The organism is Variovorax defluvii (assembly GCF_039541515.1).
GTDB classification, from domain to species: domain Bacteria; phylum Pseudomonadota; class Gammaproteobacteria; order Burkholderiales; family Burkholderiaceae_C; genus Variovorax; species Variovorax defluvii.
Genome location: NZ_BAABGJ010000010.1, coordinates 61,914 through 80,200, shown reverse-complemented (window position 1 = coordinate 80,200; position 18,287 = coordinate 61,914). Strand labels below are relative to the sequence as shown.

General features: G+C 67.6%; 14 protein-coding genes. All 14 read left to right on the top strand.

All coding sequences use genetic code 11. From position 1 onward, the window contains the following. Positions 1 to 67: 67 nt before the first annotated feature. On the top strand, positions 68 to 2,278 hold the full coding sequence (locus ABEA07_RS06595; RefSeq protein WP_345536678.1) for a hypothetical protein: 2,211 nt from the start codon (positions 68 to 70) through the stop codon (positions 2,276 to 2,278). Positions 2,279 to 2,489: 211 nt separating this feature from the next. Further along, positions 2,490 to 5,201, top strand: a complete 2,712-nt coding sequence (locus ABEA07_RS06590; RefSeq protein ID WP_345536676.1) for a hypothetical protein — start codon at positions 2,490 to 2,492, stop codon at positions 5,199 to 5,201. Between the two features lie 209 nt (positions 5,202 to 5,410). Beyond that, positions 5,411 to 6,376 carry an ABC transporter substrate-binding protein gene (locus ABEA07_RS06585; RefSeq protein WP_345536675.1) on the top strand — a complete coding sequence of 322 codons (966 nt, stop codon included), beginning with the start codon at positions 5,411 to 5,413 and terminating at the stop codon, positions 6,374 to 6,376. A gap of 34 nt (positions 6,377 to 6,410) precedes the next feature. Further along, complete coding sequence (locus ABEA07_RS06580) at positions 6,411 to 7,271, top strand: ABC transporter permease (RefSeq protein ID WP_345536674.1); 861 nt, start codon at positions 6,411 to 6,413, stop codon at positions 7,269 to 7,271. Continuing rightward, on the top strand, positions 7,271 to 8,053 hold the full coding sequence (locus tag ABEA07_RS06575; RefSeq protein WP_345536673.1) for an ABC transporter ATP-binding protein: 783 nt from the start codon (positions 7,271 to 7,273) through the stop codon (positions 8,051 to 8,053). Before ABEA07_RS06580 ends, ABEA07_RS06575 begins: the two co-directional genes overlap by 1 nt. An 11-nt stretch (positions 8,054 to 8,064) precedes the next feature. After that, a complete protein-coding gene (gene hutC, locus ABEA07_RS06570) occupies positions 8,065 to 8,856 on the top strand; it encodes a histidine utilization transcriptional repressor HutC (RefSeq protein WP_345536672.1) in 792 nt (263 codons plus the stop codon). A 61-nt stretch (positions 8,857 to 8,917) separates the two neighbouring features. Beyond that, positions 8,918 to 10,468: a histidine ammonia-lyase gene (hutH, locus tag ABEA07_RS06565; RefSeq protein WP_345536671.1), complete on the top strand. Its 1,551-nt coding sequence runs from the start codon at positions 8,918 to 8,920 to the stop codon at positions 10,466 to 10,468. Positions 10,469 to 10,504: 36 nt separating this feature from the next. Next, positions 10,505 to 12,223: a urocanate hydratase gene (hutU, locus tag ABEA07_RS06560; protein WP_345536670.1), complete on the top strand. Its 1,719-nt coding sequence runs from the start codon at positions 10,505 to 10,507 to the stop codon at positions 12,221 to 12,223. 14 nt (positions 12,224 to 12,237) lie between these two features. Further along, positions 12,238 to 13,239 carry an ornithine cyclodeaminase family protein gene (locus ABEA07_RS06555; protein ID WP_345536669.1) on the top strand — a complete coding sequence of 334 codons (1,002 nt, stop codon included), beginning with the start codon at positions 12,238 to 12,240 and terminating at the stop codon, positions 13,237 to 13,239. A 7-nt stretch (positions 13,240 to 13,246) separates the two neighbouring features. Then, entirely contained in the window at positions 13,247 to 14,071 is an 825-nt protein-coding gene (locus tag ABEA07_RS06550) for a phosphate/phosphite/phosphonate ABC transporter substrate-binding protein (RefSeq protein ID WP_345536667.1), read from the top strand. After that, positions 14,071 to 15,045: a Bug family tripartite tricarboxylate transporter substrate binding protein gene (locus ABEA07_RS06545; RefSeq protein WP_345536666.1), complete on the top strand. Its 975-nt coding sequence runs from the start codon at positions 14,071 to 14,073 to the stop codon at positions 15,043 to 15,045. The genes ABEA07_RS06550 and ABEA07_RS06545 overlap by 1 nt, the downstream gene beginning before the upstream one ends. Positions 15,046 to 15,055: 10 nt before the next feature. Further along, positions 15,056 to 15,643: a HutD/Ves family protein gene (locus tag ABEA07_RS06540; protein WP_345536665.1), complete on the top strand. Its 588-nt coding sequence runs from the start codon at positions 15,056 to 15,058 to the stop codon at positions 15,641 to 15,643. 10 nt (positions 15,644 to 15,653) lie between these two features. Then, positions 15,654 to 16,898: an imidazolonepropionase gene (gene hutI, locus ABEA07_RS06535; RefSeq protein WP_345536770.1), complete on the top strand. Its 1,245-nt coding sequence runs from the start codon at positions 15,654 to 15,656 to the stop codon at positions 16,896 to 16,898. After that, complete coding sequence (locus ABEA07_RS06530; RefSeq protein ID WP_345536663.1) at positions 16,895 to 18,277, top strand: formimidoylglutamate deiminase; 1,383 nt, start codon at positions 16,895 to 16,897, stop codon at positions 18,275 to 18,277. The genes hutI and ABEA07_RS06530 overlap by 4 nt, the downstream gene beginning before the upstream one ends. Positions 18,278 to 18,287 lie beyond the last annotated feature (10 nt).

Below are 18,287 nucleotides of genomic sequence, written 5' to 3'. Positions count from 1 at the left end.
TTCGCAACCAGGTCGTTCCTTCACAATACCTCGGGATGGAGGATTCATATCTCGGCCATTGCCCACAGTGAACATCAAGCAGATACGTGAATCTGCTGAAGAGCCCGAGGTGGACGTCTTCCTCGCAGAGCCCGTATCAGAGCAAGCGCCGGAACCCGTCGCGCAGCCGGAGAACGGGGACCTCGCTGCATCGTTCGGAATATCCAAGGATGAACTGGCCGATAGTCAGTTGCTTTCGAAGTTCAACGAGTTCAAGAAAGCGGCGGACGAGCGGCATGCGGCGAAGGCCAGAAAATTCTTCAAGGGTCCCTATGCACCGAAGCCCATGGACTACGAGGATGCTGATGGCAACACGAAGACAGAGTATGGGGTGCAAAGGACCGAGCCCACGCGAAGCACGAGGCTCCGGAATTGGCAGCTCGAGAAAGGAAAACACATCCAAGCCGATCTCAAGAAGATCGGTGCCTTCGTGCGCGAAAAGACCGGCTGCCCGCGCAAGTTTGGCAGCACGTACCTGACCAACGAAGGAAAGGATGACCCTCTGGGCCCCGGAAACCAGGTGCCCAACGACTACCTCCAAGCTGGGTCGGCCGCCGCGAAGGCAGCCGTTGCCGGCAAGTCCGCGTTCGTCGACCCTTCAGGATCCGCCGCAGTATCAGGTGCGGGGCTGGTGACGCAGGTCGTCGACATGACGTTTGCCTCGGCAGCGCACGTGAGGTTGCAATCCGAGCAGGACAAGGCCAAGGATGATCTCAACTTCAAGGGCGCTGGGCAGCGCTTCGTGGATAGCCCTGAAACCGCTACGTCTGCAGACGCCAGGAATTGGGTGAAATTCATGGAAGCTGGAGACAAGGTGCTTAAGCCAACGACTGAAGATCAATCCACCAGGGACGCGGCGCGAACCCGGGTTGCCAGGACCGTTGGTTCGACGTCCTTGAACACAGCCGGGGTCGGCGTCGAGGTTGCCAAGGCAGCGACCTCCATCGACCCCGTGTCGGGCACCATTCTGGCGGTTCCCAAGATGGCCTTGGATGCGGTCGAGGTCAAAGAGGGCTACGAAGAGCTGAGGCGTCGCGTGGGTCAAAAGAAGGACGCGCGGATTTGCATTGCGAACATGCAGAAAGTACTGGATGAGACGCCCGAGGACCATGCTGACTACGCAGAGTTGGAGGCCCTCGTCGATTGCCTCAGCAGGAGCCAAGAGCGCCGTATTCGCCAAGCAAAGCGCGAAACGGGATTTGCGGAAGGGCGCATGGTCAAGGGTGGCGCGGGCCTGGGTGCCACCCTCGGCGGCGCGGCAGCGGCGACGACATTCGTGGCGCTGGGAGCCGCTCCGGCAACAATGGGCCTCTCACTCGTCGTGCCTGCTGCGGTAGCGGTGGCCTGGGGCGTCGCAGTGGCCGTACGCAATGACCAGCGGGCACGTGCAGAGCACACTGGCAAGAAGCGTCAGCGCGAGGCGCAAGCCGTCGCCCTCGAAATGTCCTCCGACGACCTGAGGAGCGCCTTGGTGCACAACAGCCGCCTTCGGTATGAGCATGGGGAAGGCGAATACCTGCTTGGCCAAGATCGCTTCGCCACTTCCCGTATGGAAGAGTTTGACGCGCGAGACAACGAGTACGTGGCCCTTCGGATATTGGCGGGCAAGATTCAGAATATGGTCAAGCCCGGCGGGAGGTACGACAAGAACTCGCCGTTCATCAAGCTTGTGCATGCCCTCGGAATCGACCTCCTCTTTCTTCTTGCCATTTGCAAGGCCGTCGAGCCCATGGCCCCTGAAGCGCAACTTGACTACATCCAATCGCGGCTGGCCCTCAGATTGAGCATCAAGTTCAGGATCGGTGCGACGGAGACACAGACGCCGCCGCATGTGTCGGTATTTATCCGGCATTTCCGGAGGGCGATGTCCGTCGTCCACGATCGCCATGCTTCCGGCTTGTCGAATGAGAGTGACTGGCGCATAGAAGTTCACGACGCTCTGGAGACCCTTTACCCCGATCGGCGGGCGGGCATGCAGGCTTTCAGACAGGCCATCCGGATATTCCTGGACAAAGAAGAAGCATCAAGAAAAGCAAGACGACTTGATGCAACGGACTTCACGAGGACGCTCAGTGAGTTCACCAGCTATCTGGATGAGCTCGAAGGTGCTCGTTTGAAGGCTCTTGAAAAGGGTAAGAGACTGGTGGCGATGGATCGAATCGCAAAAGAGCGGAGAGTCAACGAACGCGTCGCGGAATTGGAGCGGCTGCAATCGAGAATGCAGTCCACACCGGTATGAGCGGGGGATGCATCGGTCGGGGTTCATCTCGATAGGGCAGGCATGGTCAAGGCCACGCCGACCGTGGGCTTGGAGCGCGCGCAGATTCGCCAGTTCGGCGTGCGCAAGCACGATGAACCTGTAAGCCTCCCCATCCCATTAGAGCCAACGCGCAGGCCGGAACGACGTTGGTCGCGGTGTTACTTAGCCCATAAGGCATCCCACCAGCGGGATGGCCGAGGAACCCCAGCGATGGGCAGAGAAGACTGCCGTCGAGCGTGCAGCGACGCGCGCCGCAGCAGTCGAGCTCTGCCGACAACTCCGCCTTGTGCGTGAAAAAGAACGGACGTCTCCTATGCCTGTGTTCGGTGTACAACCCCCGTCAATCCTGCTGCCCACGCTTTCAACCGGGGGCGTCGATCTCGTGAGCGGTGGGAAACCCGGGGGAAGTCCTGCGTTCAAGCTTGCGCCTCCAGAGGTGGTTCATGCCTGGACGAGTGCAAGCGTATCCGAGGGGCAGCCCGCCACGCCGAAGGCAGGCCCGGTCGATGCACCGATAACCCCCGAAGGTGCCATCGAATCCGATCCGCCTCATGACGGGGCCGTTCCGGCCGTTGTCATTCAGGCTGATCCTGTCGACCCCGTCCAGGCTGATGTCATTGCGGACGTCATTCCAGCTGACGCCCTGCCGAAACCAGCGGCACCTGCCGAAAAAGCGGCCATCAGGAAGAGCGAAACCTTCGGGCTCGATCCCGCCCAACTCAACGCGGACCGGATCATCGGAACGAAGCGCTTTCTCGGGCAGTACGACCATGCCAGGAAGCTCGAGCACCGCGCGAAGCACAGCACGCACTACAAGGCCGTCGAAACATCACACCTTCGCGACGACGGCAGCCTCGACAAGGCGGAGCGATGGGTCCCGGCCCAGAAGACCCGCGCGCAGCGCATCCAGTCGCGCAACAGAAAAGACGGCGAGCGCGTCAAGCGAGGCTACAACCATCTGACCGGCTGGGTTCGCGAGATGGCCGGCAGGCCTCGCAAAACGGGGAGCAACTACGGCAGCAAGAAAGGCCGGGGCGCTCTGGTGGCACCCGCGACGCTGGTGCCGGCCGACGTGCTGGGCGGCGGCACCGCCATAGGGAAATGTGTCACCGGCGCGGTTCGCGCAGGCCCGACGTACGAGCAGCCTGCCGTGTTGCCCTCCGCCGTTGGCGTTGGCGACGGCCTCGGCTTCGCGGGCCTGGGCAGTACGGTTGCCGATGCCATGGATGCGGCAGACGGCGTGCTGACGATGGTCAACCGGCGCACCGGCGACAAGGCGAACCTGGTGCGTTACCACGAAGACGCGCTGCGATTTCGGCGGCTCCTGGACGAGTCGACACCGGAGGAGGCAGAGGCCTTCCTGAAGTTCGAAAACTCGGCGCAGAGGCTGATCAAGCCCACGCCAGAGGAGCAGGCCACCGATGCGGTCACCCGGGACTACGCCATCCGGAGCTTGGGCCTGAACCCCGTTTCTTCCGGTGTGTCGGTGGGAGCGCAAGTAGCCGGCTATGTGGGGCCCGCCTGTGCGGCCGCCGGACTTGCATGGGGACCGCTGGGTCTGGCCTCGGGAAGCGTCGATCTGAGTCAGGCCATCGGCGAGCATGCGCGCCGAAAGGCCCAGGTCATCACTGCCGTGAGGCGCAAGCACGTGATCGAGGCCGTATCGGGAGAGCTCGACGACGCGCCAGGTGCTCCTGTGCTCCGCGGCGCCTTGGCCAGCCTGTGGAAGCAGCAGGACCGATTGGAGCGGCAGGGCAAGTACGAGATCGATTTTTCCATCGCCCGTGGCGTCAAGGCGGTTGCCAACATGTTCGTCGGCACGGCCGGGACTGCGGTCGCCGGCTTGGCTGTCGCAGGCGTGGTGGCCACGTCGGTGACGACGCCATTGGCGATCGGGCTGGCCGTTCCGGCCGTGGTCGGCGGCGGCTTCATCGCCGGTCGCAGCTGGGTCCGACACGAAGCCGAAAGCAGGTCCAAGGGGCGCGAGTGCGCTGCTGCCGCCGCCATCCAGAGCCTGACGCGTGAGCAACTGGAGGCGTTGCTGTCCAGGCCCTCCGGAGAGCCTGCGGAAGTCACGGTCTCCATCGGAGAAGGCGAATACCTTCCGGGCGAGGATCGCTTTGCCGGCGAGCGCACCATCACCTTCGATGTCCGAGACAACGAGTACGTGGGGCTGCACATGGTCGCCCTGCAGATCCAGGACCTCATTCGCACCGGTGACGCCAAGGCCGCGGCGCCATGGCTCAAGACCTTGAGAGGCCTGGGCGTCGATTCAGTCCGCTTGCTGGCCATCTGCAAGGCCGCGTCGGCCAAGCCGGCGGAGGAGCAGCTGGACTTCATCAAGACCTACCTTGCACCGCCTCTGGGCATAAAGCACCGGATGACCGGGGCGCAGGCTCATGCGCATCCGTCGGTCTTTCTCGGACGCTTCCAAAACGCATTGCTCGACGCCGGCATCGGCAAGAAGGCGCGCCCGTCGCCGAGTGCCTACCGCCGTGTTCGCGAAGAACTGGTCAAGCAGTTTGGCGAAGGCGAGGCGGCGATGGCTGCTTTCAAGAGTGCCACCAGCGAGTTCATCCGCAAGACGGCGAAGCTTCCCTCCTCGCCGCTGCGCTCTCATCTGCGAGCCTTTCTCGTGCTGGAGCAATTCACCGCGTCCGGCAGGGCAGTGCCCGAGGTCGGGGCGGACGAGGTGATCGAGTACTTCCGCGGTGCACCGGCCGATGCTGACTTCGACGCCCATGTCCTCAAGAAGTTGACCACGCACGGCTTGCGCGATCCCGAGCAACTGGCCCTTGTCCTTCAGCTCGGCGTGGCGGGCCTCACGAACCTTCCGGCATCCGAGGCGGCGCGGATCGAAGCGCAGGCGAATGCCCTCCTTCGGCGCCTGGAGGCCTTGTAGACGGGGCATTGCCGCATTCAGCGGTCGCACCATTTGTCAAGTCAAGCCATGGCCGCGGGCAGCGGCAATGGGGGCCGGGCAGGCCCCGCATTCAGGGTTGGCCCTGTATAGACAGGACCATCGCAGTTCACCATAATCGCCCCACGCTGAACCCGCAGCTCTCGCGCCGCTCGGCCGAGCCCGTTCCAAAACGCGATGGAGAACCTTCGATGCTCAAGCCATTTCAAGCAACCGCCTCGCTGCTCGCGGTCGGCCTCTGCGCCACAGCGCTGGCGACCGGCGCCCACGCCCAGGACACCAAGATCGCCCTCGGCATGTCCGGCTGGACCGGCTTCGCCCCCCTCTCGCTGGCCGACAAGGCCGGCATCTTCAAGAAGAACGGGCTGGACGTGGAGCTCAGGATGATTCCGCAGAAGGACCGCCACCTGGCCCTGGCTTCCGGCGCCATCCAGTGCGCGGCCACCACGGTCGAGACGCACGTCGCGTGGAACGCCAATGGCGTGCCCATCGCGCAGATCTTCCAGATGGACAAGTCCTACGGTGCCGACGGCATCGCGGTGCGCAACGACGTCAAGTCCTTCGCCGACCTCAAGGGCAAGACCATCGGCGTCAGCGCCCCCGGCACCGCGCCGTACTTCGGCCTGGCCTGGATGCTGAGCAAGAACGGCATGTCGCTCAAGGACGTGAAGACCGTCTCGCTCGAGCCCCAGCCCGCCGCCCAGGCCTTCGTGGCCGGCCAGAACGACGCGGCCATGACCTACGAGCCCTACCTCTCCACCGTGCGCGCGAACCCGCAGGCCGGCAAGATCCTCGCCACCACGCTGGACTACCCGATGGTGATGGACACGGTGGGCTGCGCGCCAAGCTGGCTCAAGGCCAATGCCAAGGCCGCGCAGGCGCTCACCAACTCCTACTTCGAGGCGCTGGAGATGATCAAGAGCGACCCGGCCAAGGCCAACGAGCTGATGGGCTCGGCCGTCAAGCAGAGCGGCGAGCAGTTCGCCAAGTCCTCGGCCTACCTGCGCTGGCAGGACAAGGCGGCCAACCAGAAGTTCTTCGCCGGCGAGCTCACCCAGTTCATGAAGGACTCGGTGCCGATCCTCCTGGAGGCCGGCGTGATCCGCAAGGCGCCCGAAGACCTCGCGGCCACCTTCGACGCGAGCTTCATCAAGTAAGAAGGCGGCGCGCTCACCCTGCCGGGACCCCATCATGGAAGCGACCACTGCCGTCCCCTCCGCTGCGCCCGCGGCCCCCGCCGCCATGCCACCCGCCACCGCGCCGCGCCGGCGCCGCGGCATGGCGCCGCTCGAGCCCGTCAGCCCGCGTGCGCGCTGGCTGCTGGGCCTGGGCTTCTTCGTGCTGTTCTTCGCGGTGTGGGCCGCATTCACGCTGGGCGGCTTCGTGCCGCCCACCTTCCTCGCCAGCCCGGTCACGATGGTGAAGGAGGGCTATGGGCTCTTCACCGGGTTCAACTTCATCCACGACATCGGCATGACGGTGTGGCGCGTGGTCGGCGGCTTCGTGCTGGCGGCCATCGTCGCGGTGCCCCTGGGCATCGCGATGGGCGCCTACAAGCCCATCGAGGCCTTCTTCGAGCCCTTCGTGTCCTTCTGCCGCTACCTGCCGGCCTCGGCCTTCATCCCCTTGCTCATCCTCTGGGCCGGCATCGGCGAGGCGCAGAAGCTGCTGGTGATCTTCATCGGCTCGGTGTTCCAGATCACGCTGATGGTCGCCGTCACCGTCGGCGGTGCGCGGCGCGACCTGGTGGAAGCCGCCTACACGCTGGGGGCGAACAGCCGCGGCATCGTCGCGCGGGTGCTGATTCCGGGCGCCGCGCCGGGCATCGCCGAAACCCTGCGCCTGGTGCTGGGCTGGGCCTGGACCTACGTGATCGTGGCCGAGCTGATCGGCTCCTCCTCCGGCATCGGCCACATGATCACCGACAGCCAGGCGCTGCTGAACACCGGGCAGATCATCTTCGGGATCATCGTGATCGGGGTGATCGGGCTCGTCTCCGATTTCGTCTTCAAGTTCGTCAACCGCCGCCTCTTCGCCTGGAGCACCTTGTGATGCAAAGCCAGCTTTCGATCCGCGGCGTCTCTCGCACCTTCACCGGCAACAAGGGCCAGCGCACGCAAGCCCTGCTGCCCATCGACTTCGAGGTGCGCGAGAACGACTTCGTCACCATCCTCGGCCCCTCCGGCTGCGGCAAGTCCACGCTGCTGCGCATCGTCGCCGGCCTGGACGAGCCGAGCCAAGGCCGCGTGCTGCTCGACGGCCAGCCCATCGAGGGGCCGGGCGCGGACCGCGGCATGGTGTTCCAGAGCTACACGCTCTTTCCCTGGCTGACCATCGCGCAGAACATCCGCTTCGGCCTGCGCGAGCGCGGCATGGGCGAGGCGCAGCAGAAGGAGCGCAGCGATTACTTCATCGCCAAGGTGGGCCTGCGCGGCTTCGAGAACCACTATCCCAAGCAGCTCTCCGGTGGCATGCAGCAGCGCACCGCGATCGCGCGCGCCCTGGCCAACGATCCGAAGATCCTGCTGCTGGACGAGCCCTTCGGCGCGCTCGACAACCAGACCCGCGTGCTGATGCAGGAACTGCTGCTGGGCATCTGGGAATCGGCGCAGAAGACCGTGCTCTTCGTGACCCACGACATCGATGAGGCCATCTTCATGGCCAACCGGGTCGCAGTGTTCAGCGCGCGGCCGGGCCGCATCAAGAGCGAGATCGCGGTGGACTTCGGCCACCCGCGCCACTACACCATCAAGACCTCTCCCGAGTTCATGGAGATCAAGGCGCGGCTGACCGAGGAGATCCGCGCCGAGTCGATGGCCGCGGCGGAGCATTGAGGCAGCACGGCATGGGCACCATCGGCAAGCACCGCAGCACCCAACCCGCGCACCGCTCCGCGGCGGGCGCCCCGGTGCAGCCCGCGCTGGCGCTTTACGAGCAGGTCAAGTCCTTCATCACCCACAAGATCCAGGACGGCTCCTGGCCCGCCGGCCACCGGCTGCCCTCGGAGAGCGAACTGGTCGCGCAGTTCGGGGTCGCCCGCATGACCGTGAACCGCGCGCTGCGCGAGCTGGTGGAGCAGGGCCGCATCGTGCGCGTGGCCGGCGTGGGCAGCTTCGTGGCCGAGGACAAGCCGCAGTCCACCCTGCTGCAGATTGCCAACATCGCCAGCGAGATCCGCGCGCGCGGGCATGACTACCGCTGCGAGTTCCTGGTGGCCGAGCGCATCGCCGCCTCGCCCGACGTGGCCGCGTGGCTGGACCTGCGGCCCGGCGAGTCGGTCTTCCACACCGTGTGCCTGCACCTGGAGAACGACCTGCCTGTGCAACTGGAAGACCGGCACGTCAACCCGCGCGTCGTGCCGGCCTTCCTCGAGCAGGACTTCTCGGCCATGTCGCCCAGCGAATACCTGGTGCGCAACGTGCCCTTCGACCAGATCGAGCACGTCGTCGATGCCGTGCTGCCCACGCCCGAGCAGGCCGAGCGGCTGGACATGCCGCCCAACGACCCCTGCCTGCTGCTCACTCGCCGCACCTGGACGCGCACCACGCCGGTCACCATGGTGCGTTGCCTGCACCCCGCTTCGCGCTACCGCCTGGGCAGCCGCTTCCGGGCGGACGGCAACCCGAGTTTCGGCTGACCCCGACGCATCGAGGACCCTGCGCTTCGCACGCCGCTACTTGTATAGACAGGATCAACGTATGAACGACACAGCTTCTTCCGACGACGCATTGGTGCTGGTTCCCGGAGAGGTCGAGCTCGCCGCGCTGCGCCGCGTGCATGCCGGCGGCGTGCGGCTCGCGCTCGCACCCTCGGCGCGCGCGGGTCTGCTCGCCGCGCAAGCCACGGTGCGCCGCATCGTCGATGCCGGCGAAGTGGTCTACGGCATCAACACCGGCTTCGGCAAGCTGGCCCAGACCATCATCCCGCACGAGCGGTTGGCCGAGTTGCAGCGCAACCTGGTGCTGTCCCACAGCGCCGGTACCGGCGATGCGCTGCCGGACGGCGTGGTGCGCCTGGTGCTCGCGACCAAGGCGGTGAGTCTGGCGCGCGGCCATTCGGGCATCGCGCCGGAGATCGTCGATGCGCTGCTGGCCCTGCACAACGCCGGCCTGCTGCCTCGCATTCCCTCCAAGGGCTCCGTCGGCGCCTCGGGCGATCTCGCACCGCTGGCGCACCTGGCCTGCGTGCTGATCGGCGAGGGCGAGGTGTGTACGCCCGAAGGAGAAGTGATCGGCGGCGCGGCCGCGCTCGCACGCATCGGGCTCGCGCCCTTCGTTCTCGGGCCCAAGGAAGGGCTGGCCTTGCTCAATGGCACGCAGGTCTCCACGGCACTGGCGCTGGCCGGCCTCTTCGGCGCCGAAGACGTGTTCGCCGCCGGCCTGATGGCCGGTGCGCTCTCGCTCGAAGCCATCCAGGGCTCCATCAAGCCCTTCGATGCGCGCATTCACGCGGCGCGCGGCCAGCCCGGGCAGATCGCCGTCGCCGCCGCGGTGCGCGCGCTGCTCGAAGGCAGCGAGATCGTCCCCTCGCACGCCGACTGCGGCCGCGTGCAGGACCCGTACTCCATCCGCTGCGTGCCGCAGGTCATGGGCGCCTGCCTGGACAACCTCGCGCATGCCGCGCGCGTGTTGCGCACCGAGGCCAATGCGGCTTCCGACAACCCGCTGGTGTTCGACAACGGCGACGTGATCTCCGGCGGCAACTTCCACGCCGAGCCGGTGGCCTTCGCCGCCGACATCATCGCGCTCGCCGTGGCCGAGATCGGCGCGATCAGCGAGCGCCGCATGGCCCTGCTGCTGGACCGCGGCCTGTCGGGCTTGCCGCCCTTCCTGGTGCGCGACGGCGGCGTCAACTCCGGTTTCATGATCGCGCAGGTGACGGCCGCATCGCTCGCCTCCGAGAACAAGTCGCTCGCCCATCCGGCCAGCGTGGACAGCCTGCCCACCTCGGCCAACCAGGAAGACCACGTGTCGATGGCCACCTTCGCCGCGCGGCGCCTGGCCGAGATGGTCCAGAACACGGCGGTGGTCGTGGGCATCGAAGCCATGGCCGCCGCGCAAGGCATCGAGCTCAAGCGAGGCCCCAGGAGTTCGGCTCTTCTCGAAGCCGAGTTCGCCGCCATCCGCGAGCACGTGGCCTTCATCGACCAGGACCACTTCATCGCGCCCGACATCGAGGCCATGCGCCAATGGGCGCGCCGCAGCCAATGGCCCACCGCCCTGCTGGACATCCTGCCCAGCCGTTCCTGAATCACCCCGCACCTTCCATCGAAAGGACACGCCACCATGAATGCGCCCGACAAGTTCACCGTCCAGGCCACCGACCCCCGCCACGATCCGAATCGCGTGATCCGCGCGCCGCGCGGCAGCCAGCTCCACTGCAAGAGCTGGCTCACCGAGGCACCCTTCCGCATGCTGCAGAACAACCTGGACCCCGAGGTGGCCGAGCGCCCGCAGGACCTGGTGGTCTACGGCGGCATCGGCCGCGCGGCGCGCAACTGGGAATGCTTCGACCAGATCCTCGCCACGCTCAAGACGCTGGAGGACGACGAGACCCTGCTCATCCAGTCGGGCAAGCCGGTCGGCGTGTTCAAGACCCATGCCGATGCACCGCGCGTGCTGCTGGCCAACTCCAACCTGGTGCCGCGGTGGGCCGACTGGGAACACTTCAACGAGCTGGACCGCAAGGGCCTCTTCATGTACGGCCAGATGACCGCCGGCAGCTGGATCTACATCGGCAGCCAGGGCATCGTGCAGGGCACCTTCGAGACCTTCGTCGAGGCCGGCCGCCAGCACTACGGCAACGACCTCTCGGGCAAGTGGATCCTCACGGCCGGCCTCGGCGGCATGGGCGGCGCGCAACCGCTGGCCGCCACGCTGGCCGGCGCGGTCTCGCTCAACATCGAGTGCCGGCAGTCGAGCATCGATTTCCGGCTGCGCACGCGCTACGTCGACAAGCAGGCCCGGGACCTCGACGATGCGATCGCCCTGATCGAGCACCACACTGCCGCGAAGGAGGCCGTGTCCATCGCGCTGCTGGGCAACGCGGCCGAGATCCTGCCCGAGCTGGTGAAGCGCGCGAAGGCGGGCGGCCTCCGACCCGACCTGGTGACCGACCAGACCTCCGCGCACGACCTGATCAACGGCTACCTGCCCGCCGGCTGGAGCGTCGAGCAATGGATCGATGCGCAGAAAGACCCTTCGCAACACGCCCGCCTGAAAGCCGAAGCCGCGAAGTCCTGCGCCGTGCACGTGCAGGCCATGCTCGACTTCCAGGCCATGGGCATCCCCACGGTCGACTACGGCAACAACATCCGCCAGGTCGCCTTCGACGAAGGCGTGAAGAACGCCTTCGACTTTCCCGGCTTCGTACCGGCCTACATCCGCCCGCTGTTCTGCGAGGGCAAGGGTCCCTTCCGCTGGGTCGCGCTCTCGGGCGACCCGGAAGACATCTACAAGACCGACGCCAAGATCAAGGAACTCTTCCCCGACAACACCCACACCCACCGCTGGCTGGACATGGCGCGCGAGCGCATCGCCTTCCAGGGCCTGCCGGCGCGCATCTGCTGGCTGGGCCTGGGCGAACGCCACAAGGCGGGCCTGGCCTTCAACGAGATGGTGAAGTCGGGCGAGCTCAAGGGCCCGATCGTGATCGGCCGCGACCACCTGGACACCGGCTCGGTCGCCAGCCCCAACCGGGAGACCGAGGCCATGAAGGACGGCACCGATGCGGTGTCCGACTGGCCGCTGCTCAACGCGCTGCTCAACACCGCGGGCGGCGCGACCTGGGTCAGCCTGCACCACGGCGGCGGCGTCGGCATGGGCTACTCGCAGCACTCGGGCGTGGTGATCGTCTGCGACGGCACCGATGCGGCCGCGAAGCGCATCGCGCGCGTGCTGTGGAACGACCCCGCCACCGGCGTGATGCGCCATGCCGATGCCGGCTACGAGCAGGCCATCGCCACGGCGAAGAAGCATGCGCTCCAACTCCCCATGATCAAGTAACGAGGCCCCGACCCATGTCCGAAATCTATCTGCACTACCTGAACCACCTGGATGTCCAGGCCCTGAAGATGACCGACGCCGAGATCGTGGCGGCGGTCGAGGAGGGCCTGGTGGCCCAGGGCCGCGGCGAGACCGCCATCGAGCCGCGCATGCACCTGGTACCAGAGAAAGACTACCCGGGCCACTTCAACGTTCTGCGCGGCTACATCCGTCCGCTCGGCCTGGCCGGCGTGAAAGTGGTGGGCGACTTCTACCGCAACTACGAGCAGGGCCTGCCCTCGGAACTCGCACTGCTCAACCTCTTCGACCCGAAGAACGGTGTGCCCGTGGCCATCATCGACGCCTCGGACATCACCGACATGCGCACCGGCGCGATCACCGCCATCGGCGCCAAGCACCTCGCGCGCAAGAATTCGAAGATCCTCGGCCACATCGGCGCACGCGGCACCTCCTACTGGAACGTGCGGCTCCTGCATTCGATCTTCCACTTCGACGAGATCCGCGTTCATTCGCGCCGGCCCGAGAGCCGAGAGAAGTTCGCCGCGCGCCTGGAGCGCGACCTGGGCACGAAGATCACCATCACCGAGGACTGGGAGTCCTGCGTGCGCGGCGCCGACATCGTGGTCGAGGCCTCGCGCCTGGAGAAGCCCACGCCCATGCTCAAGACCGCGTGGATCAAGAAGGGCGCCTGCGTCATCCCCTACGGCACCATGAGCGCGGTCGAACTCTCGCTCACCGACATCATGGACAAGATGGTGATGGACGACTGGGGCCAGGCCAAGGCCGGCCCGCTGGGCGCGCTGCGCGCGCACGTCGACGCCGGCAAGCTGTCGGAAGAGACCCTGCATGCCGAACTCGGCCAGATCGTCGCCGGCCTCAAGCCCGGCCGCGAAAGCGATGACGAGACCAATCTCTTCTGGCACCGCGGCCTGTCGCTGTCGGACATCGCGCTCGGCTCGGCGATGCTCGCCAAGGCCAAGCGCATGGGGCTCGGGCAGCAGCTTCGCTACCGTTGAACACGCGTTGAACGTACCCGACATGCCGCTGGTCGCCAACGCGCGGATGTACTCGGCCACCGCCACGGCGCGGGCCGACTGGAAAACGCTGCTGGCCTGGGTGCTGGAACGCGCGGGCCTGGATTGGCTGGTGATCGACTACGACGCGCCCGCGCCGCTTTCCGCGCTGTGGGCGCGCGAGGACCTGGGCCTGGCGATGATGTGCGGCCTGCCGTTCTCGCAGCGCGAGCCGCGCCCCACGCTGATCGCCGCGCCGGTGCCTTCGCCGGCGCGCTACGGTGGCCGGCCGGCGTACTTCACCGACATCGTGGTGCGCGCCGATGCCAGGTACGAACGCCTGGAAGACACCTTCGGGGGCGTCGTCGGCTACACCCTGGCCGACTCGATGTCGGGCGGCGTGGCGCTGCGCGACCATCTCGCGCCGTACCGTGCCGCGCATGGATCGCGTCTCTTCCGCCACGCAGTCGGCCACCTGATCCATGCGCGCGGCGTCATCGAGGCGCTCGCGGCCGGCACCATCGACGTCGGCCCGCTCGACAGCTACTACCACGACCTTCTGCGCCGCCACGAGCCGGACTTCGCGCGGCAGGTGCGCACCATCGCCAGCACCGTGGCGCGGCCCATCCCGCCGCTGGTGGCGACGGCCGCGCTGTCTGCGGACGAACTCGCGCGCCTGCGCGACGCGCTGCAGGCCAGCACGCGGGCGCCGGCGCTGCACGACGTGACGGAACGCTTGTTGCTTGCCGGCTTTGACGTGCCCGATCCCGCGGACTACGACGTTCTCGCGCGGATCGCCCTTCGTGATGACCTTCCCACTTTCGAGGAACTCTGATGATCCTGCGTCGCCCTCTCCTGACCCTTCTGCCCTCCCTCGTGCTCGCGGCCGCGCTGCCGTCGGCCCATGCGCAGGCCTATCCCTCCAAGCCCGTGCGCGTGATCGTTCCCTTCGCGCCCGGCGGGCCGGCCGACGTGCTGGCCCGCGTCACCGGGCAGGAGCTCGGCGATGCGCTGGGCCAACCCTTCGTGGTCGAGAACAAGGTGGGGGCTGCCGGCAACATCGGCGTCGACCAGATCGCCAAGGCTGCGCCCGACGGCTACACCGTCGGCATCGTGCCGGTGGGCAATGTGGCGGTGAATCCCAGCCTCTTCCCCGCGCTGCCCTACAAGGCCAGCGAACTCGCGCCCGTCGCCATGCTCGCCACCGTCGAGAACGTGCTGGTGGTCAACGCGGAGGTGCCGGCCAGATCGCTCAAGGAACTGATCGCGCTCGCCAGGCAGAAGCCCGGCACGCTGAGCTTCGCCTCGCCCGGTGCCGGCAGCCAGGCCCACCTGGCCGGCGAACTGATGGCCTTGGAGGCCGATCTCAAGCTGATCCACGTGCCTTACAAAGGCATCGGCCCGGCGATCAATGACGTGGTCGGCGGCCAGGTGTCGATGATGTTCGGTGCGATGTCGGCGGTGCTGCCGCACGTGAAGTCCGGCAAGCTGCGCGCCCTCGGCGTCGCCAGCCTCAAGCGCTCCGCCGCGATGCCTGAACTGCCCACCATCGCGGAACAAGGCTTGCCGAAGTTCGAGGCCGTCTCCTGGTATGCGCTGATGGCGCCCGCGGGCACGCCGGCGACGATCGTGGAGCGGCTCAACGCCGAAGCGGCCCGTTCTCTCGCCAAGCCCGCGATCCGGGAGAAGTTCGCCGCGCAGGGCCTGGAGCCGGGCGGCGGCAAGCCGGAGGAACTCGCCGCCGCCATCCGCACCGAGACGGCGCGCTGGGGCGAGGTGATCCGCAAGCAGAACATCAAGCCCGACTGACGGACCATCGATGGCACTTCGCAGCTTCTCGCGCGCCAGCCTGCCTGCCACGCCGTGGAAGAACGGCGGCGGCAGCACGCAGGAGATCGCCGCCTGGCCGCCCGGCGCGGGCCTGGCCGACTTCGGCTGGCGCGTCAGCATCGCCACCATCGCGGCCGCGGGGCCTTTCTCGGTGTTCGAGGGCGTGGACCGCCTCATCATGCTGCTGGACGGCGAGGGCGTGCACCTGCGTTCGCGCGATGGCCGCATCGATCATCGGCTCGACGTGCCGCATCGGCCCTTCGCCTTCGCGGGCGAGGCCGAGATCGAGGGCGTGCCGCAGGGCGGTCACTCCAGCGACTTCAACGTGATGACGCGGCGCGGCGCCTGGCGTGCCGAGTTGACGGTGCTCGATCAAGCCGCGGCTGTCGCGCCCGCAGCGCATGGCGTGCTGCTGGCCTTGCGGGGCGATTGGAGCGTGGACGAGAAGGGCACACTCTGCCGCGAAGGCGAGGGCTTGTGCTGGACCGATGCGCCGCATGCCTGGCACGTCGCGCCGCGCAGTGCGGGCGCCCGTCTTGCTGTCGTACGCATCCAGCCGGCCGATGCCCAGCCTTGAGAGCCGAATGATGAACACGTTGAACAAGCTCGCTTCTGCTGATGGCCTGTGGACGGGCCTGCGTCTGGCGCCGGAGGCCGCACCGGCAGTCCCGGAAAACGCCCAGGCCGCCATCGCGGTCGAGCGGGGCACCATCCGATGGGTCGGCGATGCCGCCGCGGTGCCGTCTGCTTTCGACACATGGCCGCGCCACGATGGCGGCGGCGCACTCGTCACTCCCGGCCTGATCGACTGCCACACCCACCTGGTCTATGGCGGCCAGCGCGCCAACGAGTTCGCGATGCGGCTGGCCGGCGCCAGCTACGAGGACATCGCCAAGGCCGGCGGCGGCATCGTTTCCTCCGTTCGAGCCACGCGCGAGGCCGACGAGGCGACCCTGTTCGTGCAGGCCGCGCCTCGGCTGGAACAACTTCTGGCCGACGGCGTCTGCGCGATCGAGATCAAGTCGGGCTATGGCCTGTCGCTCGAGCACGAGCGCAAGCAGCTGCGCGTGGCGCGGCAACTGGGCCAGGCCTTCGGCGTGACCGTGCGCACCACCTTCCTCGGCGCCCATGCGCTGCCGCCCGAATACGCCGGGCGAAGTGGCGACTACATCGACGTGGTGTGCCGGGAGATGATGCCGGCGCTCGCCGCCGAAGGCCTGATCGACGCGGTCGACGTCTTCTGCGAGCGCATCGCCTTCTCGCTGCAAGAGACCGAGCGCGTGTTCCAGGCCGCGCGTGCGCTGGGCCTGCCGGTCAAGCTGCATGCCGAGCAGCTGTCCGACATGGGCGGTGCGGCGCTGGCGGCGCGCTACGGGGCGCTGTCCTGCGATCACATCGAGCATCTTTCCGCCGAAGGCATTGCCGCCATGCGCGAGGCCGGCACCGTCGCCGTCCTGCTGCCCGGCGCTTACTACGCGCTGCGCGACACGCACCTGCCGCCCATCGAGGCGCTGCGCGCGGCTGGCGTGCCGATGGCCGTCTCCACCGACCACAACCCGGGCACCTCGCCGGCGCTGAGTCTGCTGCTGATGATGAACATGGCCTGCACCCTGTTCCGCCTCACCGTGCCGGAGGTGCTGGCGGGGGTCACGGTGCATGCGGCGCGGGCGCTGGGTTTGTCGGACACCCATGGCGTGATCGCCGCCGGGCGGCCGGCCAACTTCGTGCTGTGGAACCTCGGCAGCGCGGCGGAACTGGCCTACTGGTTCGGCCACAGGCCCGCGCGCACCGTGGTGCGCCAGGGCCGCATCGCAACGGGGGGAGCGCGGTGAGCCGAAGCCTCTTCGCCGCCGATGCGCTGCTGCCGCAAGGCTGGGCGCGCGACGTGTTGCTGGGCTGGGACGACACGGGTCGGTTGGTCGAGGTGCGGGCCGATGCCCCGGCGCCGGCGGGCGTACCGCGTGCTGCGGGCCCGGTCCTCCCTGGCATGCCCAACCTGCATTCGCATGCCTTCCAGCGTGCCTTTGCCGGGCTCACCGAGCACCGTGCCGAGCAGCAGGACAGTTTCTGGAGCTGGCGCACGTTGATGTACCGCTTCGCCGCGCGCCTCGGCCCGCAGCACATGGAAGCCATCGCCACCTGGCTCTATGCCGAGATGCTGGAAGCCGGCTACACCAGCGTGTGCGAGTTCCAGTACGTGCACCACGATGCCGACGGCCGCCCCTACGCCGACGACGCCACCCTGAGCCTGGCATTGCTGCGCGCGGCGCAGCGCACCGGCATCGGCTTCACGCTGCTGCCGGTTCTCTACCAGGCCAGCGGCTTCGGCGGCCTGGCGCCCAATGAAGGGCAGCGTCGCTTCATCCGTTCGACCGAATCGATGCTGCGCCTGCTCGATGCATTGAAGCCTGTCTGCGAAGCGCAGGGCGCGCGCCTCGGGCTCGCGCCGCATTCGCTGCGCGCCGTGCCGCCCGCGGCGCTGCGCGAGGCGCTGGCGGGGCTCGACGCGCTCGATGCGCGCGCGCCGATCCACATCCACATCGCCGAGCAGACGCGAGAGGTCGAGGACTGCGTCGCCTGGAGCGGCCAGCGACCCGTGGCCTGGCTGCTCGACCATGCGCCGGTCGATGCGCGCTGGTGCCTGGTGCACGCGACGCACATGGACGAGGGCGAGTACGCGCGCGCGGCCGCGAGCGGTGCCGTCGCCGGCCTGTGCCCCACCACCGAAGCCAACCTCGGCGACGGCCTGTTCGACTTCGCCCGCTGGCGCGGCCATGGTGGCGCGTGGGGCGTGGGCTCCGACAGCCACGCCTGCGTCAACGCGGCCGAGGAACTGTTGATGCTCGAGTACGGCCAGCGCCTCGCGACCCGGCAACGCAACGTGGGTGCCGACGGGTCGCAGCGCGAGGTCGCGACCGCGTTGACGCTCGCCGCCGTGCGCGGCGGCGCCCAGGCCGCGGGCCGGCCCGTCGGCGGGCTCTCCGTCGGGCAGCAGGCGGATTTCGCGGTGCTGGATGCGGGCCATCTCGCGCTGCAGGGTCTGCCTGCGCCGCAAATGCTCTCGGCCCACGTGTTTGCCAGCCATCGAAGCTCGGCCATCGATGCCGTTTACGTCGCTGGCCACGCCCGCGTCACAGCCGGGCGGCATCCCCTGCATGACGAAGCCGGGGCCGCCTTCGTGGCGGCACGCGGGCAACTCCTCGAGGACTGAAGCTTTCCGA